At 61.7% G+C, this 25589-nt stretch carries 26 protein-coding genes and 1 tRNA gene; 7 read left to right on the forward strand and 20 right to left on the reverse strand.

Annotated features, from left to right (window positions below):
* Positions 1-469: 469 nt before the first annotated feature.
* Complete coding sequence (locus tag LK12_RS19355; protein WP_039287933.1) at positions 470-1069, reverse strand: hypothetical protein; 600 nt, start codon at positions 1067-1069, stop codon at positions 470-472.
* 233 nt (positions 1070-1302) lie between these two features.
* On the reverse strand, positions 1303-1638 hold the full coding sequence (locus LK12_RS24735) for a hypothetical protein (protein WP_156135569.1): 336 nt from the start codon (positions 1636-1638) through the stop codon (positions 1303-1305).
* 1004 nt (positions 1639-2642) lie between these two features.
* Between LK12_RS24735 and LK12_RS19360 the strand changes: the two genes are divergently transcribed.
* Positions 2643-2921 (forward strand): hypothetical protein, encoded by a 279-nt coding sequence (locus LK12_RS19360; protein WP_039287936.1) that lies wholly within the window; start codon positions 2643-2645, stop codon positions 2919-2921.
* An 86-nt stretch (positions 2922-3007) separates the two neighbouring features.
* Here LK12_RS19360 and LK12_RS19365 read toward each other — a convergent pair whose 3' ends face one another.
* On the reverse strand, positions 3008-5560 hold the full coding sequence (locus tag LK12_RS19365; RefSeq protein WP_039287938.1) for a TonB-dependent receptor: 2553 nt from the start codon (positions 5558-5560) through the stop codon (positions 3008-3010).
* A gap of 403 nt (positions 5561-5963) precedes the next feature.
* Between LK12_RS19365 and LK12_RS24990 the strand changes: the two genes are divergently transcribed.
* The gene (locus LK12_RS24990; protein WP_039287941.1) at positions 5964-6830 is read left to right on the forward strand and encodes a hypothetical protein; all 867 of its coding nucleotides are present in this window, start codon (positions 5964-5966) and stop codon (positions 6828-6830) included.
* Positions 6831-7880: 1050 nt separating this feature from the next.
* Here the strand turns inward: LK12_RS24990 and LK12_RS24745 are convergent.
* Positions 7881-8447: a helix-turn-helix domain-containing protein gene (locus LK12_RS24745; protein ID WP_156135570.1), complete on the reverse strand. Its 567-nt coding sequence runs from the start codon at positions 8445-8447 to the stop codon at positions 7881-7883.
* A gap of 308 nt (positions 8448-8755) precedes the next feature.
* Here LK12_RS24745 and LK12_RS19375 point away from each other — a divergent pair, with 308 nt between their 5' ends.
* A complete protein-coding gene (locus LK12_RS19375) occupies positions 8756-9964 on the forward strand; it encodes a tyrosine-type recombinase/integrase (protein ID WP_039287944.1) in 1209 nt (402 codons plus the stop codon).
* 18 nt (positions 9965-9982) lie between these two features.
* On the opposite strand, the gene LK12_RS19380 is transcribed toward LK12_RS19375, so the two are convergent.
* The 3 genes from LK12_RS19380 to LK12_RS25220 form a co-directional block, all read right to left on the reverse strand.
* Positions 9983-10058, reverse strand: a tRNA-Val gene (locus LK12_RS19380).
* Positions 10059-10145: 87 nt separating this feature from the next.
* A complete protein-coding gene (locus LK12_RS25215) occupies positions 10146-10418 on the reverse strand; it encodes a hypothetical protein (protein WP_052223621.1) in 273 nt (90 codons plus the stop codon).
* Between the two features lie 11 nt (positions 10419-10429).
* Positions 10430-10750, reverse strand: a complete 321-nt coding sequence (locus LK12_RS25220; protein WP_231568425.1) for a TetR/AcrR family transcriptional regulator — start codon at positions 10748-10750, stop codon at positions 10430-10432.
* A gap of 163 nt (positions 10751-10913) precedes the next feature.
* On the opposite strand from LK12_RS25220, the gene LK12_RS19390 reads away from it, so the two are divergent.
* Positions 10914-11681: an SDR family NAD(P)-dependent oxidoreductase gene (locus LK12_RS19390; protein ID WP_039287947.1), complete on the forward strand. Its 768-nt coding sequence runs from the start codon at positions 10914-10916 to the stop codon at positions 11679-11681.
* Positions 11682-11704: 23 nt separating this feature from the next.
* Here the strand turns inward: LK12_RS19390 and LK12_RS19395 are convergent, their stop codons facing one another.
* Positions 11705-12490 carry an enoyl-CoA hydratase/isomerase family protein gene (locus LK12_RS19395; protein ID WP_039287951.1) on the reverse strand — a complete coding sequence of 262 codons (786 nt, stop codon included), beginning with the start codon at positions 12488-12490 and terminating at the stop codon, positions 11705-11707.
* A gap of 56 nt (positions 12491-12546) precedes the next feature.
* Here LK12_RS19395 and LK12_RS19400 point away from each other — a divergent pair, with 56 nt between their 5' ends.
* On the forward strand, positions 12547-13599 hold the full coding sequence (locus LK12_RS19400) for a protein kinase family protein (RefSeq protein ID WP_039287954.1): 1053 nt from the start codon (positions 12547-12549) through the stop codon (positions 13597-13599).
* 167 nt (positions 13600-13766) lie between these two features.
* On the opposite strand, the gene LK12_RS19405 is transcribed toward LK12_RS19400, so the two are convergent.
* The 6 genes from LK12_RS19405 to LK12_RS19430 all read right to left on the reverse strand — a co-directional run bounded on the left by LK12_RS19405 (position 13767) and on the right by LK12_RS19430 (position 18647).
* Positions 13767-14234 carry a nuclear transport factor 2 family protein gene (locus LK12_RS19405; protein WP_039287957.1) on the reverse strand — a complete coding sequence of 156 codons (468 nt, stop codon included), beginning with the start codon at positions 14232-14234 and terminating at the stop codon, positions 13767-13769.
* Positions 14231-15007 (reverse strand): SDR family NAD(P)-dependent oxidoreductase, encoded by a 777-nt coding sequence (locus LK12_RS19410; protein WP_039287958.1) that lies wholly within the window; start codon positions 15005-15007, stop codon positions 14231-14233. The genes LK12_RS19405 and LK12_RS19410 overlap by 4 nt, the downstream gene beginning before the upstream one ends.
* Entirely contained in the window at positions 15004-15507 is a 504-nt protein-coding gene (locus LK12_RS19415) for a nuclear transport factor 2 family protein (protein WP_039287961.1), read from the reverse strand. The genes LK12_RS19410 and LK12_RS19415 overlap by 4 nt, the downstream gene beginning before the upstream one ends.
* Positions 15508-15590: 83 nt before the next feature.
* Positions 15591-16172 carry a DoxX family protein gene (locus LK12_RS19420; RefSeq protein ID WP_039287964.1) on the reverse strand — a complete coding sequence of 194 codons (582 nt, stop codon included), beginning with the start codon at positions 16170-16172 and terminating at the stop codon, positions 15591-15593.
* A gap of 81 nt (positions 16173-16253) precedes the next feature.
* Complete coding sequence (locus LK12_RS19425; RefSeq protein WP_039287967.1) at positions 16254-17096, reverse strand: arginyltransferase; 843 nt, start codon at positions 17094-17096, stop codon at positions 16254-16256.
* Positions 17097-17393: 297 nt separating this feature from the next.
* Positions 17394-18647, reverse strand: a complete 1254-nt coding sequence (locus tag LK12_RS19430) for a threonine ammonia-lyase (RefSeq protein WP_039287970.1) — start codon at positions 18645-18647, stop codon at positions 17394-17396.
* 116 nt (positions 18648-18763) lie between these two features.
* On the opposite strand from LK12_RS19430, the gene LK12_RS19435 reads away from it, so the two are divergent.
* A complete protein-coding gene (locus LK12_RS19435) occupies positions 18764-19672 on the forward strand; it encodes an NAD(P)-dependent oxidoreductase (protein WP_039287972.1) in 909 nt (302 codons plus the stop codon).
* A 44-nt stretch (positions 19673-19716) separates the two neighbouring features.
* On the forward strand, positions 19717-21411 hold the full coding sequence (locus LK12_RS19440) for an amidohydrolase (RefSeq protein WP_407938177.1): 1695 nt from the start codon (positions 19717-19719) through the stop codon (positions 21409-21411).
* Between the two features lie 47 nt (positions 21412-21458).
* Here the strand turns inward: LK12_RS19440 and tatC are convergent, their stop codons facing one another.
* The 6 genes from tatC to nagZ form a co-directional block, all read right to left on the reverse strand.
* A complete protein-coding gene (tatC, locus tag LK12_RS19445) occupies positions 21459-22262 on the reverse strand; it encodes a twin-arginine translocase subunit TatC (RefSeq protein ID WP_039287975.1) in 804 nt (267 codons plus the stop codon).
* Between the two features lie 11 nt (positions 22263-22273).
* The gene (gene tatB / locus LK12_RS19450; RefSeq protein ID WP_039287978.1) at positions 22274-22672 is read right to left on the reverse strand and encodes a Sec-independent protein translocase protein TatB; all 399 of its coding nucleotides are present in this window, start codon (positions 22670-22672) and stop codon (positions 22274-22276) included.
* A 36-nt stretch (positions 22673-22708) separates the two neighbouring features.
* Positions 22709-22957 (reverse strand): twin-arginine translocase TatA/TatE family subunit, encoded by a 249-nt coding sequence (locus LK12_RS19455; RefSeq protein ID WP_039287981.1) that lies wholly within the window; start codon positions 22955-22957, stop codon positions 22709-22711.
* Between the two features lie 65 nt (positions 22958-23022).
* Entirely contained in the window at positions 23023-23640 is a 618-nt protein-coding gene (gene scpB / locus LK12_RS19460; RefSeq protein WP_039289506.1) for an SMC-Scp complex subunit ScpB, read from the reverse strand.
* 95 nt (positions 23641-23735) lie between these two features.
* A complete protein-coding gene (locus tag LK12_RS19465; protein ID WP_039287984.1) occupies positions 23736-24560 on the reverse strand; it encodes a segregation and condensation protein A in 825 nt (274 codons plus the stop codon).
* A gap of 3 nt (positions 24561-24563) precedes the next feature.
* Complete coding sequence (gene nagZ / locus LK12_RS19470) at positions 24564-25577, reverse strand: beta-N-acetylhexosaminidase (protein ID WP_039287987.1); 1014 nt, start codon at positions 25575-25577, stop codon at positions 24564-24566.
* Positions 25578-25589 lie beyond the last annotated feature (12 nt).

Consider the following 25589-nt stretch of genomic DNA (forward strand, 5'->3'; position numbering starts at 1 on the left):
CCTTGCGCAGCCACTTCGAATTTATGAGTTCACGACCTAGGACGTCGATCCTCCGACAGTTCCACTCGCTTTCCGTTCAAGAACCATGGGCTTGACCGAAGCGGCACGCGCTAAGCTCAATCAACCGATGGCACATCACTCGATGCCGCGCATGCCGGCTTCCATCTGGTGGCGTAGAACAGCCATCGCGAGCATTAGCGTCCGCCGCGCCTGTTTTCGCATCTGCGAGTAGGTCGGAGTTTCGCCATACCCGCCAGCTAATATGCAAGGCTGTAAATTGCCGAAGGCCCTCAGATAGGAAGAACCGGGGTCTTCGGTGCGGCCTCGCCCTAGGACTTCCATCGTATTGGAGGCGCGCTCTAATTCGCCATCCCCAAGCGCGGCGGTACACTGCCTGGCTGCATAGCGGCGCCTCCACAACACGCCACCGATGGCGCAACACACAATGCCATCGGCTCTCGAAAAGCGGCTAGATGCCCAGTTCACTCACATCCATGCCATATGCGGGCTCCGTGATGCTCCACCCGTCATCTTGTGACCACGTGGCCACGCCACGCACGCCAGCTTCCATCTGGTCGCGCAGAACGGCCATAGCCAGTACCAGCGACCACCGAGATTGTCTCCGCATCTGCCAGTAGGTCGGGGCTTCTCCGTATTCGTTCATGAAGTACACGAGCGTTGAGGTCGTGGCCTCTTCCGGTGATGCAGCGAACACCAGCACGACGTCGCCCTTGTCGGTGTCGACACGATAGTATTCGTTGGTGCCAGCAAGCGGGGTGAGATCGCCGGTGACGGGGCTCGCTGGCTGCTCGACACTCCATTCGCGATAGAGCTCATCCCAGTACGCTATCCCTGGCTCGCCGCGCGCCGCGCAGGCCGCGAGAAGCGGTCTGGCAGCGAGCAGCTGTCCTCGATAGGCATAGGTCAGCACGGTGTCGGCTGTGTCGTGCCGACGGTGGTGTCGCCTCCACTCCCTGTAGATGACCTCGGCTTGCTCTTCGCTTTTCGCGAAGACGGTGACCGGGGCCTCGCCGGGCTGCGTGGTCAGTTCGAATGCTGCAAGTTTCATTCTTTCCTCATCGTTCGTTGTCGATGAGGTCACCATGCGCGATCGTCGTATTGGATGCGGGTGGCTTCTGGTTGGTGGCGGTTGGGCAATGAAACCACGCGTGCACTATATACGCGTCAGAGTAATCATCACCGCATAAAAATACCCGTCCATAGCCGAATGCAATATTCCCAGCATATCGGCTATGTTTATAAATCCTATCTCGATTTATTACCTAAACAATGAAGCTAATCTTAAAAATCAAATGGTGGCCAGTACATAACCCCTGGCTTCCACGGCACTTCAGTAGTCTCAAGAAGCACAATTCGTCTCCTTGCTTGGTAAATCTTTGTACGCAGCGAACCAAGCGTGTAGCCATGATCTCTGCCGTTTGCTGCGAGCCACTTTGCAATCCGTGTCGGGCTGGCGCCGGTGCCCCCTAACTGTTGCCGCAGTAACGTCTGCGCAGCCCATACATCTGCAACGAACGCAATAGCCTTTTCCTCGCTTCCTTTCTTGAAATATTCTGCCCGACGCCAAAGCCCAGTCACCTCGACGGCAAGTGAGATACGGCGATCCCGCTCAGCCATTACGCGATCCACAAGGTCAAGAGAAAGCACCGCTGGCGCTGGACGTGCGGTTCTCCTTCGACTCTTCCTCTTGGACTTGCGCCAACGTGCGCGTCGACGCTCTACCTGCCCAGACGTTGGTTCAATCATCAATATCCTAAGAGATCATTTTAAACGCCGAGGAGGTGTGGACAAACTTTGCAACGAAATAAGCCACGAGACTCTCGGAAGATTATGTGCAGATAGGCTTTCTCCATGCCCAAACATCATAGGCACATTAAGGAGAAACCATGGACCATTTGGTCAAAAAATCACTAGAAAGAGCTTCTGAAATTCTTTCGCATGACGGAAAAGACATAATAGAAGATTTCAGCTGCAGCGAATACAACGATTTCGAGGAGACACCTCACGCAGAATATGTATACATATGCCATGAAATTTCTAATCTCATAAGGTCTTACATTAATTCCAGAAATTTAGATTTTCTCAATCCAGACTTTTACGCTCTGACTTGCGCCGAACGGTATCTGAGGGATGTAAGCGCGGCACTCTCAGAGACTTCCACAAGCGCCTCCAAAAAATAGCGCGACTCTGTTCCGCTTGCCAGTGCGCTTTAGGCTGCTACGTGGTCAACCCCGGAGCCTGCCAGCGCATAAGGCTTGCGGTTAGCGGAACTGGCCGGAGGGTTCTGAAAAGTGGCACACCAATAGCTCTCCGGCCATCAATGCCGAAAAGATCTAAAGACGCTAAACCGCACCCAACGAAAATGCTGAGGTGGTCCCGCCTTCCTGGACAGTTTGGCGGCTGAGTTATGGTCGGTGGCTGTTGGGTAATAGCGCTTTAGCCAGCTTGACCAAACATGGCCTAGATTGCGCTCAGAGCCCCCCTAAAGAACAAAACGCGATCGCAGCACACCAATCACCAGATTGACGAATTCTTTTTGAGGGAGCTTCTAAGGCGATTTGTGCATAACGGCTAAAACCTTTTACCACGAACTCGGAGATCAGGCGCGTGTCGGGCCAGTCATGCTAGAAGTCGCCTATCACGTGACGGGTGCGCTCGACATAGCCGATCGGCGCGTCCACGAACGCGATCTCGTCGCGCATTATCGCAAGGCGCTGGAAACGGAAGGACACGCCCTGCCTCCGCTCGAAGACCTGATGCGCCAGTACGCGGCCTTTCTGGCGTTCGGCTATGCGATCTTCCTGGTGAATGCATCGGACTTCCAGCCCGAGGCGATCAACACCGCTTTTTTCGACCGCGATGCTGGACAACGTTACGCTGGGCGCTCTTGCCGACTTTAAACGCGAAAAAGCCCGGCATGCCGCGCAGGCTGCCGGGCCTTCGTGAACCGCTCCCGCCCGATTCCTGCGGATGGGACGAACGCAGATCAGCTGCCGAAGTGGACCTTCACGCGCATACCGTACATGCGCGGTTCGCCCACCGAAGCCGTTTCGAATCCGACCTCGGGAGAGCCGAGACCGGCCGCATAGGTGTAGTACTTTTCCTTGGTCACGTTCGTGGCGAACAGTGAGAGATCGACCGGCGACCCGCCGATTGAGTCCCACCCGACATTGAGGTTCAGCAAGCCGAGCGAAGGCAGGGTGCTGAAAGCGGCAATCGCCGGGTTGGAATTCTCGCGGTCGATATAGTTGACCAGCATCTTCGACCGGTAGGTGTAGCTGGCGCCCAGCGTGATGTCGCCGATGCTGCGGTCGAGCGGCAGCAGGTAGTTGGCCGAAACCGTGAACTTGTGCTTGGGCGAGAGCACTTCTGGATCGCCGACTTCAAACGGAGCCGCCAGCGTGAAGTTGGGGTCGGAATAGTTCTGAAGGGTTTCCGGGACGGATTTGATCTGCGTGTGCAGATAGGTGTAGCTTCCCGACAAGGTCAGGCCGGCGAACGGATTGACCGAGGCTTCAGCTTCGAGGCCGTAGATCTCCGACTTGCCGGCATTTACAGGCGCGGCGGTGGACGATTGCCCACTGCCGGGAACCGCATTGAAACCCACCTGAAGTTGCTGGTTGGAGAAATCGTTATAGAAAGCTGCCAGGTTGAAAGTGCCGCGCACGGCGCCATGGAAGCTACTCTTGAAGCCGATCTCGTAGCTATCGACCTTTTCGGGCCCGACGAGATTCAGCGGCGCTGCAACGTTGGGCGCGATCGTCGCCGCACGATAGCCGCGTGCGTATTTGGCATAGGCCATCATGTTGGGGGTGAAGTTGTAGTCGACGTCGATCAGCCAGGTCGGCTTGCTCGACTTCTGCTTCAGCGTGACAACACAGCCGTTGGCGTCTGACGTCGGATCGGTGCAGCGAGGATTGGGCGCGCCCGGCAAGCTCGGGAACGGGCCGTATGCGGGCGGATACATCAGCGTGTAGGTCTGACGCAGACTCTCGTTGCGCTGCTTGTCCCAAGTATAGCGCAGACCGCCGGTAATCTTGAGCTGATCGGTCAGAGAGTAGGTTGCCTGTGCGTAGAGGCCGAAATCCTGGAAATAGGTCTTGCCGACAGTGTAGTTCACTGACCCCACGTGGATCGGCGGAACCGTCGAGGGGTCGCCGCCGGCTTCGGCGACTTGCTGCACGGCGCCCAGATAGGTCAGAAACCCGATCGGGTCGGTGCACTGGAAGTTGGCGCCGCCGTCCGTGCACGATGCCAGGAACGGCGACTGGCTGCCCGCATATCCGAGCGGGCGGCTGATCTCGACGTAACCGCCGGCCTGCCAGTCGAGGCGGTTGTCCATGGCCTTGCCCTGGAACTGCAACTCCTCGGTAAAAGTGTACTGGTCCGCGGTCTTGAGGCCCGGCGGAGGCGAAATCTGGGTAAAGGGCACGTGATAGCTGCCCAAGGGCAGCGCGCCGCCAGTCAGGGCGTCGAAATCGACGATCGCGTCGACACCGAACTGACCCGCGTTGATGGTCTGCTTGTACTCGGCGTAGCTGGCGATATTCTTGATCGTCAGGCTGTCAGATGCAATCCATGTGGTAGTGTTGATGACCTGCCACTGATCGATCTTCGAATAGGAATTATCCAGCGGGTTCATTACGTTATAGAAGCCGCCCCCTTGGCGCTGAAGCGAATTGTAGAAAATGCCACCCAGGCCCTCGGTCGGATCGACGGCCACCAGCTTGGTCAGGGGGCCATTCGTGTCCGAATGGATGTAGGAGGCGACCAGATAGTTCTCGAGATCCGGTGTCAGGTTGGCCACGACACTGAGGCGCAGCGCCGTGTAGTCGACGTCGTTGAAATCCTTTGGACCGATCCCGGACTGGTTCTTGAGATAGCCGTCGCGGACCATGCGGTCCCCGGCCAAGCGCACCTTGAAGGTGTCCGCCAGCGGAATGTTGATCGCCCCCTGCACGCGCCGCATGTCATAGTTGCCGATCGATCCTTCGACATAACCCTCGAGCAGATCGGTGGGCTTCTGCGGTACGAGCAGCACTGCACCGCCGGTGGTGTTGCGGCCGAACAGCGTTCCTTGAGGACCCTTGAGGATCTGAACATTCTGCAGGTCAAAGAAGTTGCCCGGCAGCACGCCGTCGCCAGTGGGCAAACCGTTCGACGCGCCGCGCGGCGTCACGACTTCGGCGAAGTAGGTACCGACCGAAGGCAATGTACCAATATCCTGCGCAAAGCCGCGGATGGCAAAGGTCGTGTTTTCCGTACCGAAGTTGGTGTTTGAGGAGAGCGACGGCGTGTACGTCGCGAGGTCATTGGCGTTGACGACGTTTTTGTCCGAAAGCTGGTCCTGGTCGTAAACAGTGATCGAGATCGGAACGTCCTGCAGGCGCTCTTCGCTGCGGCGAGCGGTCACGACAATGTCATTACTGCCGATGGTGGTTTCAGCCGTCTGCTGGGCATCGTTCTGCGCGAAAGCAGGCGTCGCCAATGCCAGCGAACTCGCCGCGCACAGCAGCAAACGGTGTCGTGAAGAACGCATGATCTCTCTCCCTGAAACTTGACGGCTTCCGATCGCGATAATCTGGAAACGCCGTTCTCAACGGTGCGCTAGATATTACGCATACGTGCTGCATTGCAAGCGAAGCCTAGACGTTCACCGTGACTTACGCTTTGGAGAACAATGCCAGTACCGCTTCGGTCAAGCGCTGGAATGCCGCAGTTTTCCTTGTATTATCATTCGCTTCCAGAAATTCGGCAAATGGACGAAAGTATCGCTGTGGGGAATTTTTGTCGCAGCCGTTCCCTACCCCGCACCGCAGCGAAGATCTTTTCGCGACTCGCACTTCGGGCGCTCTGGCGCGATCACCCGTCCGAGTAGGCGATCGCCGCGCGAAACGGACTCCCGTTCGCTTCCCAGACCTACCGGACCCGGCGATGAGGCCATGGCCCGAGTCCGTAAAGCGGCCAAGCTCTTGGACGAGGAAGTTATCGCCACGGCATCCGAATTGGTGACGGAGCTACTTCCGCTTTATGCCACCGCAGCAGCCCGATCCCTTGCCGATGAGGCGAATGTTCTCGCTCAGGAAGTGCAACAGTTCCGACTGGACACCAAGGCCGATATCGACTGTGTCGTGCCGCCGGTGGCGGCCATCTTGCCCTTCGAGGTCATTGAGTGGGAAAAGCTGTTCTGGTTCCTCAAATTCCTGATCCCGAAGCTGAAGATCAAGGACCCGAACCAGGATGAGCTCGACGAGCTGCTCGAGGCGGTGGACCTTGCCTCCTACGGCCTCGAGCGCACCAAACTGAACAGCTCGATCGAACTGGACACAGCTAAGACCGAACTGGCGCCACAGAACCCCAACCCGCGCGGCTATCGCGGTGACACACCACAGGAAGACCCCCTTGAGGAAATCATCCGCAGCTTCAACGAACGCTGGTTTCAGGGCTGGAGCGCGACCCCCGAGGAGCAGCGCGTCAAGTTTTTGAACATCGTCGAAAGCGTGAAACAGCACCCGGACTTCGACGAAAAATTCAGCGGCAACCCTGACCCATACGCCCGAGATCTGGCGTTTGAGAAAATCATGAAGGACGTCATGCTCCGTCGGCGCAAGGAAGAACTGGAGCTGTACAAGCTCCATTCTCAGGACGACGCATTTCGAGCTGCGCTTTATCGAAGTGTCCAGGATGCGCTCTCAAGAAACGCTGGAGCTTCAGAGCGCGACAGCTTACCCGAACCCGACGTGCTTCCGCAGAAGATCGTCCAGACCCCAAAAGCGGCGTTCGCGCACTTTCGTGGCGCCGGCGAGTAGCGCGATGGGTGTGCCGACCGGTGGTGTGGCGGAGCGCTGAATGCGATTTGCCTTTCCCCTGCCAAACCCGAGTTTCTACATCAGCAGGTCGGATCAAACGCGGCCCATCGATGCGGATATGCTCTATTTTGCTCTCACGAGCTCTTACAGGACCGATCGAGGGTGTAGATGATGTCGTGGTCATTTATAGCAAAATAGCTCTTAGAGAGTTTCTGAGGCGATTTCTGCGACATCTGTCGTGGAGCCAGTTCGAAGTCTTGTCTGCTAACTCCGCCAGCCTAAGGCCAGCCCATCTCCGCGATGGGTTGTGGGATTGGGTGACCCGCCGGCTGTATCGGCCTTAGCATTCGTCGCTCTCGTGGCTTGCACGATCGCCGCAGCCCATAGGCTTGGTGCCACCCTCCGCAGCCCGGAGAAGGAGAAGGGCACGCCGAGGGTGTGTTTACACAATTGCAGTTTTTGCAACTTTTGACAAAAAATCGCGTCGCGCTGACTCCTGAACGAAGTGAAGGAGTCTATGAATCTGAATCTTGAATCTGATTCTGAGTCTAAGAATCTAATTATATTATTTGTTTTCTTATGTCTGCGCACGTACGTACGCGTACGTGCATAATGCGCTCGCGTGCGTACCCGAGGGGTGTATCGAAATTTCTCGAAGGTCACGGCGTTGACCCTGGTAGACGCCTTGGTCGAATGATCTGGCGGCCATGATCGGTTAACTGGAACAGGGCTCGCTCTGGTCCCTGACGCGACCGGCGATGTCGCCAGTCAGTGGCGACCTCACCACCTCTCGGTGCACGCGATGATTTGGGCGAGATGGGTGTCATCGAACCCTTCTGGGTAGCCCTGCGGATCGCGTCAACGACCCTGCCTTCGTCGCCGGCGACATATCGAACGATCTCGGCGGGGTGTCGCATGATGTTGCATACCATCGACACCACCGTATTCAGCCGGCTTAAGACTGAAGCGCCGCCCACATCTGACACGACAGCCCCTCCAAACGAGTGCGTGTTGATGAGTACGCACTCATGCTAAATCGATATGGGTCGCCTAGCTCTCAGTTGCCCATTCACGCAGCCGCTGAAGAGCGTCTCTGGACAACGCCTTGCGTCCCCCAGAAGCCCAGCCACTCCTTATTGCAAGCATGATTGGCAACTCGTCCGGGCTCAACCACCGCCTTGCCGGCTTTGGGTCAAGAACGACCTCTCTTAACACGAGTTGCTGCTCGTCATTCAGTTCGTCTATGGGAATGCCTAGGGCTTGCTCAAGCCCCGTGCTCAGGTTGCACCCCTCTCCTCCCAAGCCACTATCTGCACGGCGTGGAGAAAGATAAATAGCGGCACTATCAGTGCGTTGTTGAACTGCAGCGGCTAAAAACTCTCCTGGGTCTAATGCCGTTGCATGTGCAATCTCAACTGCTCGATCGAGTGGAATTGGAACACGCCCCTTTGCCATATGACTAAGGACCGTAGACTGCTTGTAACCAAGATCTCTGGCCAGCGATCGGAGCGACTTGCCATTCTTCTCACCCATCTTTCGGATGGCTTCTGACAACATCAATGCCCCCCGGCTCTCCACGTAGGGAAAAGGATCGCTTCCGACTGGTTTGGGCTCCATGCGGCCACCTTGCAAAAGATCAAAAATGCGTGTATATACGCACGCATGCGTAATAACCACTCAACATATGCCAAACTTCATCCTGCCAGTCGACCCCAACCGGTGAGCGGCGCAATCGCAAGACCCAAGCGACTACAATCAAATTTGTCACTGGGAGACAGCTAGCAAATGGCAGCTCACACACTCGCAAAGAAGATCCGCGGAGCGCTGCACAAGCGCACCGGCACCACTTTCACGCGCGAACAGCTTCGGGAACTGGCTGGCTACGGCCTTCTCAATCTCATCGCGCAACATGAAGCAGATGAACTATGTCCCGCGAAAACAGCCCCCTTATTGTCGGAGACTTCTGGCTCGACAAACGACGAGATGGAAAGTCACCGGAAATATGGCAGATCGCAACGGCGCGCGACCGGACCGTTGTGTATCGATCAACTAAGTGCCGGGATGTAACAAAGGCGGGGGCAGTTCTGCGAGCCTTTGAGGCCGCCTCGCGATCGAATACGCCGCAATCGACCGAAGAGGCCGAACTCCTCCCTCATCTATTTCATTACCTGCGCGAGCAAGGACCAGACATCCACCGCATCGATACTGTGAAATCCTCTTATCGTGCGTGGATAGGTTGGCTCATGCAGGACGATCTGGGCACTGGCGCGCATGTCATTGACATCAACAAGGTCACCACGGCACGTTTCCGACGATGGCGCATGGGCCCGCACGAGTGGAAAGTGACCTGGAACGGCAAATTATACTGTCACCGCAGCAAAGGCGTCTCAGGCGAAGCTGTACAGCGAAACATTGAAGACTTGCGTTCGGCCCTCAACCATGCCGAGGCTGCCGGACGAATTCGTGCTGCACCGAAGATTCCTTCAGTCGACAAGCTGCTGCGTTCCGCGCCGCGATCACTTACGCTCACACCGAAACAGCTCGGTGCGATAGTCGCGTTCGCCGATCAGGAACCGGCGGTCCAATGCTGGCTGTGGCTCATGATCGGTACTGGTGTTCGCCCGGACGCGGCGCTCGCCTTTCGCCCTTCGAGCCAATGGCACGGCGCTGTTATCGATTTGCATCCAGTAGGCTGGCCGCGCACCAACAAACGAAACCCTGTCGTGCCGGTGATAGCCCCCCTCAAGTCAGTACTAGAGGACTGGCCCTCGGATGCTGAGGTAAGGTCTCGCAAGACTTGGTGGCGCACAATGCGATCCAAGCTGGACATTCCAATCGCCGTCATACCCAAGACGATCAGACACACGGTGGCGACTCACCTGCGCAACAGCGAGGTTCCCGGAGAGCAAATAAGTGCCCTGCTAGGTCACAAGGACCTTCGTGACAGGCTGGAAAGGACGAGTGAGATCTACGCGCACCCCGATCCCCTGAAAATGAGGGCGACTTGTCGAGCCCTGACCAAGCTGTGGACCCTTGTGGAGCGCGAAGCAGACAAATGGCGCGCTGACCATTTGCTGACCATCACGGACGACAACAACAAGATCATCGTCAAGCGTGACCGATCGAAACGCTAGTTTTCTGGTGCTCGGAAATGGTGGGCGGTGACGGGCTCGAACCGCCGACCCTCTCGGTGTAAACGAGATGCTCTACCAACTGAGCTAACCGCCCGGCATGCCGGAGAGCGCGCTCATGCTGGGTTTCGCGGGATTCGTCAATGGGCGGCTGCAAATTCCAGCCGCGAAGGGTCGGAAACCGCTAGGCGCCGGGTTCGAGCTTTTCCAGCAGGGCGAACAGCGATGCCGCGACGGCCTTGTGGCCGGTTGACACGCCCAGGGGTTTCTCACGGGACAACAGCAGCGCCAGACTCGCAATGGTGACGGCCAGCCCCGACGCGTCCATGCCCATCGTGTCCGTGCGCGGTGCGCGGCCGAGCGCATCTTCGAGCACCCGAATTTCGAGAGCGCGCGATTCCTCGATGAAATGGACGACCTCGCGTCCGAGGCCGTCGATCCGGTTGGCGAGCGCCATGAACTCGGAGATCAGGCGCGTATCGGTGGAATTGAGGCAGATGTCCCAGATCGCCCGAGCGGGCGGGGCCCGCCGGCCGCGTCCTGCAGCCGCGCCAGTTCCCGTCCGGACATGCGCCTGAACAGGGCAATCACAAGGTCGTCCATCGTCCAGAAATAGTAATAGACCAGGCGCTGCTTCACGCCGATGCGCTCGGCGATGCTGCGGGAGGTCAACTCGGCATGGCCCTGCTCGCGCGGGATCGCTTCGGCGCCGTCGAGCATGGCATGCCAGTTTTCGGAGCCCTCGGGCCCCATCCGCCGCCCCGGCTTGTCTGGGATTGCGCTACCCATACACCTGATCGTCCTGCCCGCCTTGCGCCTGCGCCCTGCCTAGTATCCCGTTTCAAGGGCGTAAAGCGGGGTAACGGGCCGGTCCGCTGCTCGATATCGCCTCCGATTGACCGCCTATCCGGCAAAAGCTAACAATGTGACGAACAGCTTGGGGAGAGACGGAATGGAGGCACGCGCGGGCCGGTTAGCCGGCAAAGTGGCGATCGTGACCGGCGCCGGCCAGGGGATCGGTGAAGCCATTGCAGTCGCCTATGCGCGCGAAAGAGCGAAGGTGATCCTGACCGGCCGCACGCTGTCCAAGCTGGAGGCCGTCGCCGAAAGGATCGGCTCCGACGGCGGCACCGCGATCCCGCTGCAGGCGATCGCCGGGGAGAAGGCCGACAGCGAGCGTACCGTCAAGCGGGCCCTGTCCGAATGGGGCCGCATCGACGCGCTGGTGAACAATGCGCACACCTTCACCGATTACCTGCCACTTGATGATCCGCAGATGGAAGAGCACTGCAAGGTCGATTTCCAGTCCGCCTTCTACGGGTCGCTGCAACTGATGCAGGCCTGCTATCCGCACATGGTCGCGCAGGGCGGCGGCTCGATCATCAACATGGGATCGAGCTACGGCGTCCGCTGCGAGCCCGGGTTTCTGGCCTACGCTGCCAGCAAGGAGGCGATCCGCGCGCTCACCAAAACGGCAGCGCGCGAATGGGGAACGAAGAACATCCGGGTCAATACGATCCTGCCTTCCGCCCTTTCGCCAAAGGCGATCTGGTATCTGGAGGAGAGCAAGACCTACGACCTGGAACTTTCCAAGGTGGCCATGGGCCGCTTCGGTGCGCCGGACGACATTGCCCCCACGGCGGTGTTCCTCGCCAGCGACGAGGCGGGGTTCGTGACCGGGCAGACGATCGGCGTCGAAGGCGGCGCGACGATGCTCTGACTTTCCCGTGCCGCCGCGCCCCCTCAGGCCGGCAAGTCGTCCGGAATCCAGTCGGGGGCCCGCTTTTCCATGAAGGCACGCATGCCTTCGCGCGGTTCACCGCCATAAGCCAGGCTGGTGAACATGGTCTCGTAATCGATGGCCGGATATTGCTGGTTGAGCATGCGCTTGGTGTGCGCGCGGGCTTCAGGAGCGGTGCGCAGGATCTCGCTGGCAGCGCGCAGGGCGGCCGCTTCGAGTTCCTCGTGCGCGACGAGACGCGAGAACAGGCCCATTTCGTGCGCTTCAGCGGCCTCGATCGGACGCGCGGAGAGGATGACGTCCCGGGCGCGGGCCATGCCGATGTGTGCAGGCAGCATCGCGGCATAGCTGGCATCGATGATCCCGCGCAGCAGTTCGGGCACGCGGAAGGAGGCACGCTGCGAAACGACGGCGATGTCGGCCATCATTGCAATCAGCAGGCCGCCCCCCTGACAGATGCCGTTCACCGCCGCAATCACCGGCTGGCGCGACTCGCGAATGGTGAGAAACGGCAGGCTCTCGTGGGTGAGCCCTTCGGGAACGTGCTCTTCGCCCTCCTCGTAACGGCCACCCAGATCGCCCCCGGCGGAGAAGGTATCGCCGGTACCGGTGATGATCAGCGCGCACGGCTCGTCGAAGGCATTGACGAGCCGCACCGCGCGTTTCAGCCCGAAATACATGGCCGGCGTGAGCGCGTTGCGCGCGTGCGGGCGGTCGATCCGGCACCACAGGACCGGTCCTTCCCGTTCCAGTTTCAGCGATTGCGTTCCAATGTCGAATTCGCCCATGGTCCTCTCCCGTTCGCAACGCGGGACAAGGCTAACGTGCTGGGGAGAAGCAGGCCATGAGCAATGTGCAACCACTACCGGTGGAGATCGGCGATATCACTCCGGCGTGGCTTTCCGCTGCACTGGGCTGCCATGTCTCCTCGGCGCACATAGCCGACGTGAACAATGGCACCTGCACCAAGATCCGCATTGCCCTGGAGACCGACGATCCGGACATCCCTGAAACACTTATGCTCAAGGGTGGGTTCGAGCCGCACAGCCGAATGATGGACTACATGCACGCAAACGAAGTGCGCGCCTACAGGGACGTCGCCCCGGTGTCTCCGCTGCGGCAGCCGCGCACCTGGTTCGCCGGGTTCGACGCGGACGCACGGCAGGGCATCGTGATCATGGAAGACCTCGTCGCACGCGGCGTCACTTTCCTTCATCCGCAGGAACCGCGCTCGCCCGAGGACGTCGCGAAGCGCCTCGAAGTGCTGGCACGGCATCATGCCGTCACACTCGGCAGATCAGAGGACTTCGCCCCGGCTGGACGGTTCGCCTGGGCGGACGACTATGTCGACGGCTTCTACCATTACGGCGAGACGATCCTGACCCCGGACGTATGGCAAGGCTTCGTGAACAGCGCGCGCGGCGCGGCAGCCTCGACGCGCTTTCACAGCCTGGACTGGTTCCTCGACACGCTGGGACGCCTGTCCCGCTTCAGCAAGACCATTCCGCGCGCGCTGCTCCACGGCGACACGCACCTGGGCAACCTCTATATCGACATCGACGGCGAACCCGGTTTCTTCGACAGCCAGCCGCATGTGGGACCGGTCATGGCCGAAGTCGCCTATCACGTGACGGGTGCACTCGACATGGCCGACCGGCGCGTCCACGAACGCGATCTCGTCGCGCATTATCGCAACGCGCTGGAAACGGAAGGGCACGCCCTGCCTCCGCTCGAAGACCTGATGCGCCAGTACGCGGCCTTTCTGGCGTTCGGCTATGCGATCTTCCTGGTGAATGCCTCGGACTTCCAGCCCGAGGCGATCAACACCGCCTATACCGCGCGCTTTTCGAGCGCGATGCTGGACAACGACACTCTGGGCGTACTCGCCGGGCTGTAGTTTGAGCAGGCCCGCCGCGCCATGCGGGCTGCCGGGCCGGTATGCAACCGTTCCCGCCCGCACCCTGCCGAAATGCACCTCGCCACGCATGGCCTACATGCCCGGCTCATCCACCGATCGAATGTCAGCCGCGATTCAGATTCGGCAGGCCGGGCGAACCGGCACCATCACCCGTTCGAGTTGGCGACTGCCGTGCGAAACAGACTTGTGTCGGCTTCCCAATCCAGGCGGACCCGGCGGTGGGCGATCAGCCATTCTCCGTCGACCTTGCGAAAAGTGTCGAGATAGTAGCCGGCGTGATCGGGGCCGATATCGGTCCATGCCACCCAATATGTCCGCGCCCTGGCACTATCCTTTCCCGTAAGGTCGATCTTCGAGGTGGAAAGGTGATGCCGCACGAAGGTGGCCCCGTGGGTATCGCCCTTTCCCTCCAGCCAGCGCGCCTGCCATGCCCGGATCGCCTCGCGCCCCTCGTAACGGAACGTGCGCTCCTCGGGGACATGCTCGCTTTCCATCACGGCATCGGCCGTGAAACACGAGACGAAATCGTCGATCCGCAGTCGATCGCCGGACGTGGTGTACTTGGCCATGACATCGCGGATCGCCTCTCTCGCGAGCAGGTCCTCGAGGGTCACGACATCACCAGCCCGGCATCGACGTTGATCGACTGGCCGGTAATCGTGCGCGCCTCGTCCGAGGCGAGAAACAGTGCCATGCGCGCGACATCCTCCGGAGTGGAAAAGGTCTTGAGCGGCAGCGGCGCAACGATGCCCGCCTCGATTTCCTCCACCGTCCTGCCCTGCTCGTCGGCTACGCGCTTCATGTAATTGAGCATCAGGTCGGTGCCGATCGCGCCGGGAACCACGCAATTGCAGCGGATGCCGTATTCACCGACTTCGCGCGCGATCGTCTTGGTGAGGATGCGCAGCGCGCCCTTGGCCGCGCTGTAGTGGCTCTTGCGGACCATGCCGTCCCAGCCGGCGCTGGACGAAAAGTTCACGATACTGCCCGCGCGGCGTTCCAGCATCGAGCGGTTGAGCACCTCGCGCGAGCACAGCATCGCGGCCATGCAGTCGACCTTGTAGGTATCCAGGAAGTTGTCGACGGTCTGTTCCCAGATGTACTTGTCCGTGCCGGGCACGGCCGCGTTGTTCATCATGACGTCGACCTGGCCCCATCGGCTCATCGCTGCATCGACCATGGTTTCGACGTCGCCTTCGTCAGTGACGTCGGCGCGGATCGCGACGGCATCGTCCCCGATGTCGGCAGCCACGTCCTCGACCAGTTCCAGCCGCCTTGCCGCAAGCACCAGCTTCGCGCCTTCCGCTGCCATCATACGGGCCATGACCGGGCCCAGCCCGGTGCTCGCGCCGGTGATGATGGCGACCTTGTCCTTGAACCGTTTCATGCTGCCATGACCTTTCGCATCACGTCATGGCTCTCCGGCGATCCGTCAAGCGCACGGTTGAACCGCTCGACGATCCGCCAGCCATCCGAGGTCCGCCGCAGGGTCCAGTGGTTCACCGCGGCGCGCCACAGGAACCAGCGATCGCCTTCCTTGAGGACCACAAAGGAATAGCCCACCGCCTCGGCCTCGTCGCCCTCGACGGTTATCTTCGGCGTCGCGGTGAGGTGGGCACACCCCGTATTCACCAGGTCGATGTGCCCTGGCCAGCTGTACATTCCCGCCACTTCGTCGGGCGCCGCAAGGCGCTTCGAACCACCGTCGGGTAGCGTGAAATTGTATCCGCCGCCCTCAATCCAGAGCTTGCCGGCGGGCTCAGCCGTGGCACTGTCCACCAGCGGGCCGTAGGTCATCAGCAGATTCTGGATCTCGAGGTGATCCTCGGCGGCCCTGAGGCGCGCCTCCAGCGCGGCCACGCGCGCCTCCAGTGCATCGGACGACATGAACTCTCCCAACCATGGCTATCGTTGCCCGGAAAGTCCCGCGCCCCGCGCCGCAGGTCAAGTTCCCTCGTGGGGAGTTGCCCCTACCAGTCGAACCAGCGCCGGCGGCGACGCGTATCGGGAACGCCGTCGTCGTCGGTATCGACGGCGCCCTCACGCTGGTACTCGTGGTGGCTGACATCGTCCCGATCATGTCCGAGCGCTTCGGCCCTCGCTTCGGCGCGGGCTGCCCGTAATTCGGCTTCGTGCACGCGTTCCTGCGCGCTCCGCGCAGCCACCTCGCCGCGCCGTTCGCGCGAAATCGCGTAGTAATGGCTCCACATCTGGCTGTGCGCGAAAGCGAGTGCCAGCCCGCCGATAATCGCCAGGTTCTTGAGCACCATTACCTGCTGCATCGGATCGCCAAGCTGATTATGGAAGAAGATGATCGTCAGCACCGTGAAGACGGCGAGCAGGACCGCCACGAGGCGAACCATGAATCCGGCGGCAAGGCAAAGGCCGGCCACGAGCTCGAAAATCCCGACCGGAATCGCCAGACCTCCGGCAAGCCCGACACCGGTAATCATGGCCTCCGTCCCGGCCACGTCCATGAGCTTTCCCGCGCCCGAAAAGATGAATATCAGCGCAAGCAGAAAACGACCGACAATGGCTGCTATCTTCGACACGGCACTTCTCCCGCCAATGGCATGCGAAAAAAGCTTCGCGCGGGATATTGTTCCGTGAGCAGGGGCCGCGCCCCTTGCAGGTCAGGACCGAGGAATGGCGGGAATGCCGTCCTTGCCGCCGGTGGTCTGCGCATCGCGGGACGTGCGCGGCTTGGCGACCGCATCGGCGATCAGGCGGTCCTGCTCTCCAGCGCTGATCCGCTCCCAGCCAGCGCGACCGAGCTTTTCCATCGGCCTGTACCGCACCTTGTACTGCATGCGCGGCGAACCCTCGACCCAGTAGCCCAGATAGACGTAACCCAGCCCCATCTCCCGGGCCCGGGAAATGTGATCGAGGATGATGTAGTTACCCAGCCCCTGACGACCCTCGTGATGCGGATCGTAGAAGCTGTAGATCATCGAAAGTCCGTCGCACTGGCGGTCTGTCAGGCAGGCGCCGACCAGGCGGCCCGGCGTTACGCCATCGGCCGACGGTTCGCGGTATTCGATGACGTAGCTGGTCACCGGGGTGTGCTCGACCATGTCGGCGAAGTCGGTCTCATCCATCGTCGTCATGCCGCCCTCGGGGTGGCGTTCGGCGAGGTAGCGCTGAAGGAGATCGAATTGCTCATTGGTCGACCACGGACGGCAGACGGTAGCGATCAGGTCGGAATTTGCCTTGAGCGCCCGCTTCTGCGAGCCCGAAGGCTTGAACTCGTCTGCCACCACACGCACCGAGACGCAGGCATTGCAATCGAGGCAGGAGGGGCGATAGGCGACGGTCTGGCTGCGACGGAAGCCGATGCGGCCGAGCGCATCGTTGAGCGAATCGGCATGCGGCCCCTTGAGTTCGGTGAAGACCTTGCGCTCGTTGCGGCCGGGAAGATACGGACACGGCGCCGGGCTGGTCACAAAAAACCTGGGAAATCGAACCTGGGCCGTCACGGGTTTGAAACTTCCTCTTGCTCTCTATGTCGTCTGCCTTGGTGTGTTGACCCAAATATGCACGGCACGCCCGAACCTTCAAAGTCTTTTAACCACGAATCGCGATGATTGTGCGGCCAAATCTGCCCGCCGGCGCTGCAAACGTACGTCGGCGTGCCAATTCGGAGCACCCGCAGGCCGCAACCTTTCATTCGCCCGCAGCGAGCCGCGCGTTCCGGTCGTCACCGCGACCGCCTTGCGGCAGCGCAATGACCTCGCATGTTCTTACAACGCCAGGACTGCCGCCCGGTTGCGGGATCAGTCGGTTTCGACGAGCTTCACTTCGTAGCCCTCGCGGCGAAGGGCCGCGATCAGCGCATTGAGCTGGTCCCGATCGCGCGCCTCGCATTCGATCTCGGTGACGAGCCCCTTGGCGGGCAAGTGCGTGAAGATGCGCTGGTGGAACACCTCGATGATGTTCACATTGTGCTCGTGGAACACCTTGGCGACCTTGAACAGGGCGCCGGCGCGGTCCTGCAGGCCGATCCGCAGACGGGCGAGGCGACCGGAGCGGGCCAGGTCACGCAGCAGGACGTTGGCCAGCAACCGGGTATCGATGTTTCCGCCCGACAGCACGATGCCCACCTTGCGACCGGCAAACAGATCGCGGTTATCCATCAGTGCGGCCAGACCGGTCGCCCCGGCACCCTCAACCAGCGTCTTCTCGATCTGCAGCAGCAGCGCCAGCGCGCTCTCGATCTTCGATTCGCCGACCAGCAGAAAATCGTCGAGATGTTCGCGGAGCACCCTGGACGTGAACAGGCCCGGGGCGAAGACAGCGATGCCTTCGGCCAGGGTATCCCCGCCGATCGGCAGGTTCGTGCCCTTCAGCAGGTTGTACATCGAGGGATAGAGCTGCGCCTCGACACCGACCAGATGGATATCCGGCTTGATGTCGCGCGCGACCGTGCTCATGCCCGCCCCGAGACCGCCGCCGCCGACGGGCAGCACCAACGTGTCGAGCTCGGGCGCGTCCTCCAGCATCTCGATGGCCACAGTGCCCTGCCCTGCCGCGACATGGGGATCGTCGAAGGGATGGACGAAGGTAAGGCCCAGTTCCTCTTCCAGCTTGCGGGCATGGGCATAGGCCTCGTCGAAGCTCTCGCCCTCCAGCACGACCTTGCCACCGACGCTCTCCGTCTGCATGACCTTCACCAGCGGCGTCGTCTTGGGCATGACGATCGTCACCGGCACGCCGAGCCGGGTGCCGTGATAGCTGAGGCCCTGCGCGTGATTGCCCGCCGAAGCCGCAATCACACCGCGATTCCTGCGCTCCTCGTCGAGCTGCAACAGCGCATTGAGCGCACCGCGTTCCTTGTAAGCCGCCGTGAACTGAAGGTTTTCGAACTTGAGCCAGACATCCGCACCGGTGATCGCGCTCAAGGTGGAACTGTATTGCGTGGGCGTACGCACCACGGCGCCCTTAATTCGCTCGGCTGCGGCGCGCACGTCGTCGGCGGTGAGCAGGGCGTCTTCGACCCCGGGAGCGATATTGAGCACTGGCTGTTCCATAGGCAGGCGCGCCTACCGGAAACTGGGGTAAATTGAAAGCAAACTTGGGGGGAAAGGCAGCGGAAGGCTCGCTTCTGGCTGTTTGCTTTCGCGCAAAAGCGGGTAGAAGGCGCCACATGAGCCAGAGCACCAGCGAACCTCGCAAGGTATCCCTGATCGGCCTCGGCGTGATGGGCGGCGCAATCGCGCGGCACATCGCAAAAGCGGGGCATGAACTGACGATCCACAACCGTTCACCCGAGCGGGCCAGGAAATGGACCGAGGACAATCCCGACCTTGCCCACCGCATTGCCGCCAATCCCGCCCACGCGGCGCAGGATGCCGACGTAGTCATCACCTGCGTTGGCAACGACGACGATCTCGCCGATGTCGTTCTGGGCCCCAACGGCGTGTTCCGCATGCTCAAGAAGGGCGGCGTATTCATCGATCACACGACCGTATCGGCCCGCATCGCCCGGCAAATCTCGGTGGAAGCGCGCGACCTGCAGATACACTGCGTCGATGCCCCGATGACGGGGTCGCAGATCGGCGCCGAGCGGGGCACGCTCACGCTGATGTGCGGCGGGCGAAAGGATGCCATCGAGGCGGCGCGCCCGGTGATGGAGGCCTATTCGCAGCGCATCGTCCACGTTGGCAAGGCCGGCTCGGGCCAGATCGCCAAGATGGCCAACCAGATCTGCATCGCCGGCAATGTCGCCGCCTTGGCCGAAGCCGTGCGCTTCGCGCAGGCGTCGCACCTGGACATGGAAAAAGTCTACGAAGCGATCTCCGGCGGCGCGGCGCAGTCATGGCAGATGGACAATCGCTGGAAGACGATGGACGCTGACGAGTTCGATTTCGGCTTCGCCATCGACTGGATGCGCAAGGACCTTGGCCTCAGTCTCGAGGAAGGGCGCGGCCTGGGCGTGTCGCTGCCCGTAGCGGCGCTGATAGACCAGTTCTTCGCAGAGATTCAGGCAATGGGCGGCGGCCGGCTCGACACCAGCGCGATCATCAAGCGGCTGCCCAAAAAGGGCAAGAAGTGAAGTTCACGAAACGGGCGGCCCTGACTGCCGCACTGGCCTGCACCCTGATCGCCCTGCCCGCCGCGGCAAGGAAGAAAAAGGACGCCGAGGAAGAAAAGCCGGTCGCAGGAACGCTGATCGACAACGTCGACGGTCTGACGCCAGACGGTGCGGGCGGTATCGAGCGCTTCGACGGTTTCCTGATCGGGCCGGACGGGCGCGTGGTTGAGGTCTACCATTCCGGCGACAAGCGCCCGCAACGGGTGGACTACAGGCTCGATGGCAAGGGCCGCATCGTCGTTCCCGGCATGATCGACGCTCACGGCCACGTTATGGCGACGGGTTTCGCGCGCATGACGCTCGACCTGTCGATGACCAGTTCGCTCGACGAAGCGCTTTCGCGCATCGCCGCCTGGACCGCCGCCCACCCCGATGCACCGTGGATTCTCGGCAGCGGCTGGAATCAGGTGAAGTGGGGCCTGGGGAGGATGCCTACCGCAGCCGAGCTCGACGCGGCCACCGGCGGCAAGCCGGCCTGGCTTGCCCGCGTCGACGGCCACGCCGGCTGGGCGAACACGGCAGCTATCAAGGCCGCCGAGGTCACTGCCGCAACGCCCGATCCTGCGGGCGGAGAAATCGTGCGCGTCTCCGGGAGCAAGGCGCCCGCCGGCGTGTTCATCGATGCCGCGACCACACTGATCGAGAGCAAGGTTCCCGAGCCCAGGCCCGAAGATCGCGACACCGCGCTCGGCGAGGCACAACTCGCCCTTCTGGCACAAGGCGTCACCGCCGTTGCCGACATGGGGACCACGATAGAGGACTGGCAGGCGTTCCGCCGCTCCGGCGATCTGGGTCATTTGCGCGTGCGCATCGTGTCCTATGCCGCGGGCGTCGACGACATGCGCCTGATCGGCGGTCCGCGGCCGACGCCATGGCTCTATGGCGACCGGCTCAAGATGAATGGGCTGAAGCTTTACCTCGACGGCGCATTGGGATCGCGCGGCGCCTGGCTCAAGGCGCCTTATGCCGACGCTCCGGCGAGCGATGGTCTGCCGCAGATGAACGAGACGCAGCTCGGCAACCTGATGAGCCGGGCCGCGATCGACAATTTTCAGGTTGCCGTCCACGCCATCGGCGACGAGGCCAATGCCACCGTTCTCGACACCATCGACGAGCTGTCCGCCACCTACAAGGGGGACCGCCGCTGGCGTATCGAACATGCCCAGATCGTCGATCCCGCCGATATCCCGCGGTTCGGCGAACATGGCGTGATCGCCTCGATGCAGCCGCAGCATGAGGCCTCCGACCGCGTGATGGCCGAACAGCGACTGGGTCCGGACCGGCTCGCCGGTGCCTATGCCTGGAAATCGCTGGCAGGGGCCGGCGCGACGCTGGCTTTCGGATCCGACACTCCGGTCGAACCCGCAAATCCTTTCGAGGGTATTGCCGTCGCCATAACCCGGCAGGACGCCGACGGCGAGCCAGTCGGAGGATGGCAACCGCGGGAAATCATCAGCCGCGAAGCCGCGCTCAACGCCTATACCACCGGTGCAGCCTACGCGATGTTCGCCGAGGATCGTCTCGGCCGCATCGCCAAAGGCTACGACGCCGATTTTCTCTTCGTCGACACCGACCCGACGCTGGCAACGCCCCAGCAGATCCGTAACACCCGGGTTCTGGAAACATGGATTGGAGGCCAACAGGCGTGGTCGGTAGCCATGGATCGGACCGGGGAAGAGTTTGTACCCGAGGGACGGTAGCGGAGCGGGGCGCCCTCACGCCGTGGCTGTGACCTGTCCCTATCCGATCACTCGGCTGTCGCGCTCGCGGCCTTTTCCTCGGCAGCCTTCTCGCGCGCGTCGCGGCGTTCGGTGAAGAGCATGACCAATAGCGTGCCTTCGAACAGGGCCATAAGCGGCAATGCCAGCATGAGCTGCGAAATCACGTCGGGCGGCGTCGCGATGGCCGCGATCACGAAGATTCCGACGATGGCATAGCGGCGCGCGCCGGCGACCTGGTCGCGCGTTACGATCCCTGCGCGATTGAGCAGCATCAGCAGCACGGGCAAGAGAAAACTGATGCCGAAAGCGAGAATGAACTGCATGACCAGCGAAAGGTAGTCGCCGGTGCCGGGCAGGGCTTCCAGTTTGAGACCGCCCTTGTCACCCTGAAATCCCAGGAAGAAATGGAAGGCCGTGGGCATGACCACGTAGTAGGCAAGCGCGGCGCCCATGGTGAAGAGAACCGGCGTGGCAACCAGGAAGGGCAGGAACGCCTTCTTCTCCTTGGCATAGAGCCCGGGTGCGACGAAAGCCCAGATCTGGTTGGCGATCACCGGGAAGCTGACGAAGAAGGCGGCGAAAAGCGCGACTTTCACTTCGACGAAGAACGCTTCGTAGAGCTTGGTGTAGATCAGCTTCCCCTGCCCTGCGGGAAAGGCATGGGTCAGGGGGCGGACCAGGAAGCCGAAGATATCGCTGGCGAAGTAGAAGCACACGCCGAAGGCCACAGCGAAGGCCAGGAAGGCGCGCAGCAGGCGCGTGCGCAGTTCGATCAGGTGATCGAGCAGCGGAGCTTGCGATTCATCGATGTCGGGAATGCGAAATGCCATGGCGGGACCGATCAGGGCGGCGGAGGCGGAAGGTTGAATTCCGCCTGTTCCGGATCACCGGACGGCTTTTGCTTCCGATCCGATGGCTCCATTTCCGGGGTGGCATCCGGTGAAGCCTCGGCGTCACTGGGCTTCGGCGTGGTCGGCGCCTGCATGTCCTCGGCGGTGGGAAGCTGCGGGGTCGATTTCATGATCGCCTCGTTCTGCTCGCGCCACTTCTTCTCCATTTCCTCCAGTTCGGCCTCGCGCACCATGGCGTCGATACCCGCGCGGAAATGGCCGGAAATCTTGCGCATCTTGCCGATCCAGCGGCCAGCCGTGCGCATCGCCAGCGGCATGTCCTTGGGGCCGATGACGACGACCGCCACGATGACGACCATCAGGAGTTCGGAGGCGCCGATGTCAAACATCGCCGGTGTGCGACCTTGCCCTGTCCAGCGTCAGGCTCAGGCCTGACCGTTCTTGGTCTCGCTGGGCGTCGGGCTGGGATCGCCCTGCTGCTGCTGCGAGGTGATCTGCGCGGGCGGAGTGGTGTCCTTTTCCGAGGCCTTCTTCTCGTCCTCGTTCATGCCTTCCTTGAAGCTCTTGATGCCCTTGCCGAAGTCACCCATGATTTCCGACACGCGGCCGCGTCCGAACAGCACGAGGACGATCACCAGAACGATCAACCAGTGCCATATCGAGAAGCTACCCATACCTAATACTCCAAATTCGGTGCGCCGATTCCAGACGCTACGCGGCCCATTTAGGAGCTTTGCGGCTAACTTGCCAGTCCGTCATCGTTGTGACCCAGTCCAGTCGCATCGCCGTCATCTTCTTCCTGATCCGGCGGATTTCCGGGACTGAGCGCCGATTCTATCATCTCGTCATCGACCGGATCGAGAAGACCTGCCGCTCTCAATTCGTCGATTCCTGGCAGTTCCTTCAACGACTTGAGCCCGAAATGCGCCAGGAATTCGGGCGTGGTCGCGTAGATGACCGGGCGGCCGGGCACTTCGCGACGGCCGGCAACGCGCACCCAGCCGGCTTCCATCAGCACGTCGAGCGTGCCCTTGGCGGTCTGCACGCCGCGAATCGCCTCGATCTCGGCGCGGCTGACGGGCTCGTGGTAGGCGACGATGGCCAGGACTTCGGTAGCGGCGCGGGACAGCCGGCGCAGTTCTTCCTTCTCACGGCGCAGCAGGTGGGCAAGATCTGGCGCTGTCTCGAAATGCCAGCGCTTGCCCCGCTCGACGAGACGGATACCGCGCTGCGCATAGTGCTGCTGCAACTCTGCCAGCGCCGGGCGCACATCGGCCTGCCCGAGATGGGTCGAGATCTGGTCCACCGTCATCGGCTGCTCGGCAGCGAACAGCGTGGCCTCTACTGCACGGACCAGATCGTCCGGGGCTTCGACAGGCTCAGCCTGAGCGGTGCCTGGACCAACGCATTCTTCCGCTCGTCCTGAGCTTGTCGAAGGACGGTTATCGGACGTCACGGCTTGGCCGCCTTGAGGCGCAGCGGTCCGAAAGTCTCGTCCTGCGCTATCTCGGCCTTGCCGGTTCGCGCCAGTTCCAGCACCGCGACGAAGCTGGACGCCAGTGCCGAGCGGCGCAATTGCGGATTGGCCCAGCTATCGTGCGCGGGAGGCAGGAAATCGCGCAGGTCCATCCAGTCGATCGCGACGCCGAGCATCGAGGAGACCCGCTGGATTGCGCTGTCGAGCGTCATCACCATGCGCTCGCGCACCATGTGGACGACCGGCTCGTTGCGGATCTTCACATCGCCATAGGCGCGGATGAGATCGAACCACTCGCATTGCCAGCGGTTCTTGCGGTCGACTCGCAGCCCCTCCGCCGCGCCGCGCTGGAACACGTCGCGACCGAGGCGATCGCGCCCCATAAGCCGCGCGGCAGCCTCGCGCATGGCGCCGAGCCGCTGGAGGCGTAGTTGCAGGCGCAGGGCCAGTTCCTCGGGGCTCGGGTCTTCCTGCTCGTCCTTGGGCAGCAGCAGTGCCGACTTGAGGTAGGCCAGCCACGCCGCCATCACGAGGTAATCTGCGGCCAGTTCCAGCCGTAATGCCTCGGCCTGCTCGATATAGGTGAGGTACTGATCCACCAGTTCGAGGATCGAGATCGTGCGAAGGTCGACCTTCTGCCTGCGCGCCAGGTCGAGCAGCAGGTCCAGCGGTCCCTCCCAACCGTCGATCTCGAGGTAGAGCGCTTCCTTGCGTGTCTCTGCCGCGGCAGCACCATCCCAATCGTCTTCGGCCGCATCGAGCGGATTTCCGGACGTTTCGGGAAGTCCGCCGTAGTCCATCCCTCAAGCCACCGCTTGCGCCAGCAGGGCATCGCGACGGGCAACAAGCTCGGCATGATCGCCGGCAGTGTCCGCTCCGCCAGTAGATTGCAGCGCGCGATGCAGCCGTTGCGCCGTTTCATCGGACATGACGGGAAGCCGCGAGGCGATTCCCACCATGTCGTCCATCTTCGCCCAGCAGTTGAGCGCGATGTCGCACCCGGCGGCAACGGCGCGCTCGGCGCGCTCGGGCACGGTCCCGTCGAGCGCTTCCATGTCGAGATCGTCGGTGAGCAGCAGCCCACCGAAGCCGATGCGCTTGCGAATGATCTCGCCGATGACGAAGGGCGAGAGCGTACCCGGCAGATCCTTGTCCCAGGCCGTGTAGCGGACATGGGCAGTCATTCCGACCGGCGCATCGGCAAGCGCACGAAATGGCTGCAGGTCGGTGTCCAGCTCTTCCTCGCTCGCTGCGACCGTGGGCAGTTCCTTGTGACTGTCCGCCATCGCGCGGCCGTGGCCGGGCATGTGCTTGATGCAGCCGACAACGCCAGCGCGCGCCAGGCCGGCCAGCGCGGCGCGCCCAAGCGCGGCGACCCGCATGGGTTCGGCGCCGAAGGCCCGGTCGCCGATCACGTCGTGTGCCCCGGGCCGACGTACGTCGAGCGACGGATAGCAGTCTGCCGTGATGCCCGCGTCGGCAAGATCGAGCCCGAGCGCCTCGGCATTGGCACGCGCCGCCTCGATAGCGGATGCCGGGGCGGTGTCGTAAAGCCTGTCGAAGGCCTCTCCGGCCGGATAGGACGGCCACACGGGAGGCTTCATCCGCGCGACGCGTCCGCCTTCCTGATCGATGCAGACGTAGAGCCGTTCACGACCATGGATGGCCTTCAGGTCGTCCACCAGTGCACGGATTTGCTCGCGGCTTTCGACGTTGCGGCCGAAAAGGATATAGCCCGCCGGATCGGAATCGCGGAAGAACGCGCGCTCCTCGTCCGATAAAGTCAGGCCGGAAAGGCCGAAAATCGCCGGTACCATCGCAATTTCGTC

This window comes from Novosphingobium malaysiense (genome assembly GCF_000802225.1).
GTDB lineage: Bacteria > Pseudomonadota > Alphaproteobacteria > Sphingomonadales > Sphingomonadaceae > Novosphingobium > Novosphingobium malaysiense.

Excerpts from the sequence above, each read along its gene's own strand:
- LK12_RS19410 (WP_039287958.1), bottom strand. The coding sequence starts at position 15,007 with ATGAAACGGTTCAAGGACAAGGTCGCCATCATCACCGGCGCGAGCACC.
- LK12_RS24745 (WP_156135570.1), bottom strand. The coding sequence starts at position 8,447 with ATGGAGCCCAAACCAGTCGGAAGCGATCCTTTTCCCTACGTGGAGAGC.
- LK12_RS24735 (WP_156135569.1), bottom strand. The coding sequence starts at position 1,638 with ATGGCTGAGCGGGATCGCCGTATCTCACTTGCCGTCGAGGTGACTGGG.
- LK12_RS19375 (WP_039287944.1), top strand. The coding sequence starts at position 8,756 with ATGTCCCGCGAAAACAGCCCCCTTATTGTCGGAGACTTCTGGCTCGAC.
- LK12_RS19355 (WP_039287933.1), bottom strand. The coding sequence starts at position 1,069 with ATGAAACTTGCAGCATTCGAACTGACCACGCAGCCCGGCGAGGCCCCG.
- LK12_RS19395 (WP_039287951.1), bottom strand. The coding sequence starts at position 12,490 with ATGGGCGAATTCGACATTGGAACGCAATCGCTGAAACTGGAACGGGAA.
- LK12_RS19465 (WP_039287984.1), bottom strand. The coding sequence starts at position 24,560 with ATGGACTACGGCGGACTTCCCGAAACGTCCGGAAATCCGCTCGATGCG.
- tatB (WP_039287978.1), bottom strand. The coding sequence starts at position 22,672 with ATGTTTGACATCGGCGCCTCCGAACTCCTGATGGTCGTCATCGTGGCG.
- LK12_RS25215 (WP_052223621.1), bottom strand. The coding sequence starts at position 10,418 with ATGGCGCTCGCCAACCGGATCGACGGCCTCGGACGCGAGGTCGTCCAT.
- LK12_RS19360 (WP_039287936.1), top strand. The coding sequence starts at position 2,643 with ATGCTAGAAGTCGCCTATCACGTGACGGGTGCGCTCGACATAGCCGAT.
- LK12_RS19390 (WP_039287947.1), top strand. The coding sequence starts at position 10,914 with ATGGAGGCACGCGCGGGCCGGTTAGCCGGCAAAGTGGCGATCGTGACC.
- LK12_RS19455 (WP_039287981.1), bottom strand. The coding sequence starts at position 22,957 with ATGGGTAGCTTCTCGATATGGCACTGGTTGATCGTTCTGGTGATCGTC.
- LK12_RS24990 (WP_039287941.1), top strand. The coding sequence starts at position 5,964 with ATGGCCCGAGTCCGTAAAGCGGCCAAGCTCTTGGACGAGGAAGTTATC.
- LK12_RS25220 (WP_231568425.1), bottom strand. The coding sequence starts at position 10,750 with ATGGGTAGCGCAATCCCAGACAAGCCGGGGCGGCGGATGGGGCCCGAG.
- LK12_RS19430 (WP_039287970.1), bottom strand. The coding sequence starts at position 18,647 with ATGGAACAGCCAGTGCTCAATATCGCTCCCGGGGTCGAAGACGCCCTG.
- tatC (WP_039287975.1), bottom strand. The coding sequence starts at position 22,262 with ATGGCATTTCGCATTCCCGACATCGATGAATCGCAAGCTCCGCTGCTC.
- LK12_RS19415 (WP_039287961.1), bottom strand. The coding sequence starts at position 15,507 with ATGTCGTCCGATGCACTGGAGGCGCGCGTGGCCGCGCTGGAGGCGCGC.
- LK12_RS19435 (WP_039287972.1), top strand. The coding sequence starts at position 18,764 with ATGAGCCAGAGCACCAGCGAACCTCGCAAGGTATCCCTGATCGGCCTC.
- LK12_RS19400 (WP_039287954.1), top strand. The coding sequence starts at position 12,547 with ATGAGCAATGTGCAACCACTACCGGTGGAGATCGGCGATATCACTCCG.
- nagZ (WP_039287987.1), bottom strand. The coding sequence starts at position 25,577 with ATGGTACCGGCGATTTTCGGCCTTTCCGGCCTGACTTTATCGGACGAG.
- LK12_RS19365 (WP_039287938.1), bottom strand. The coding sequence starts at position 5,560 with ATGCGTTCTTCACGACACCGTTTGCTGCTGTGCGCGGCGAGTTCGCTG.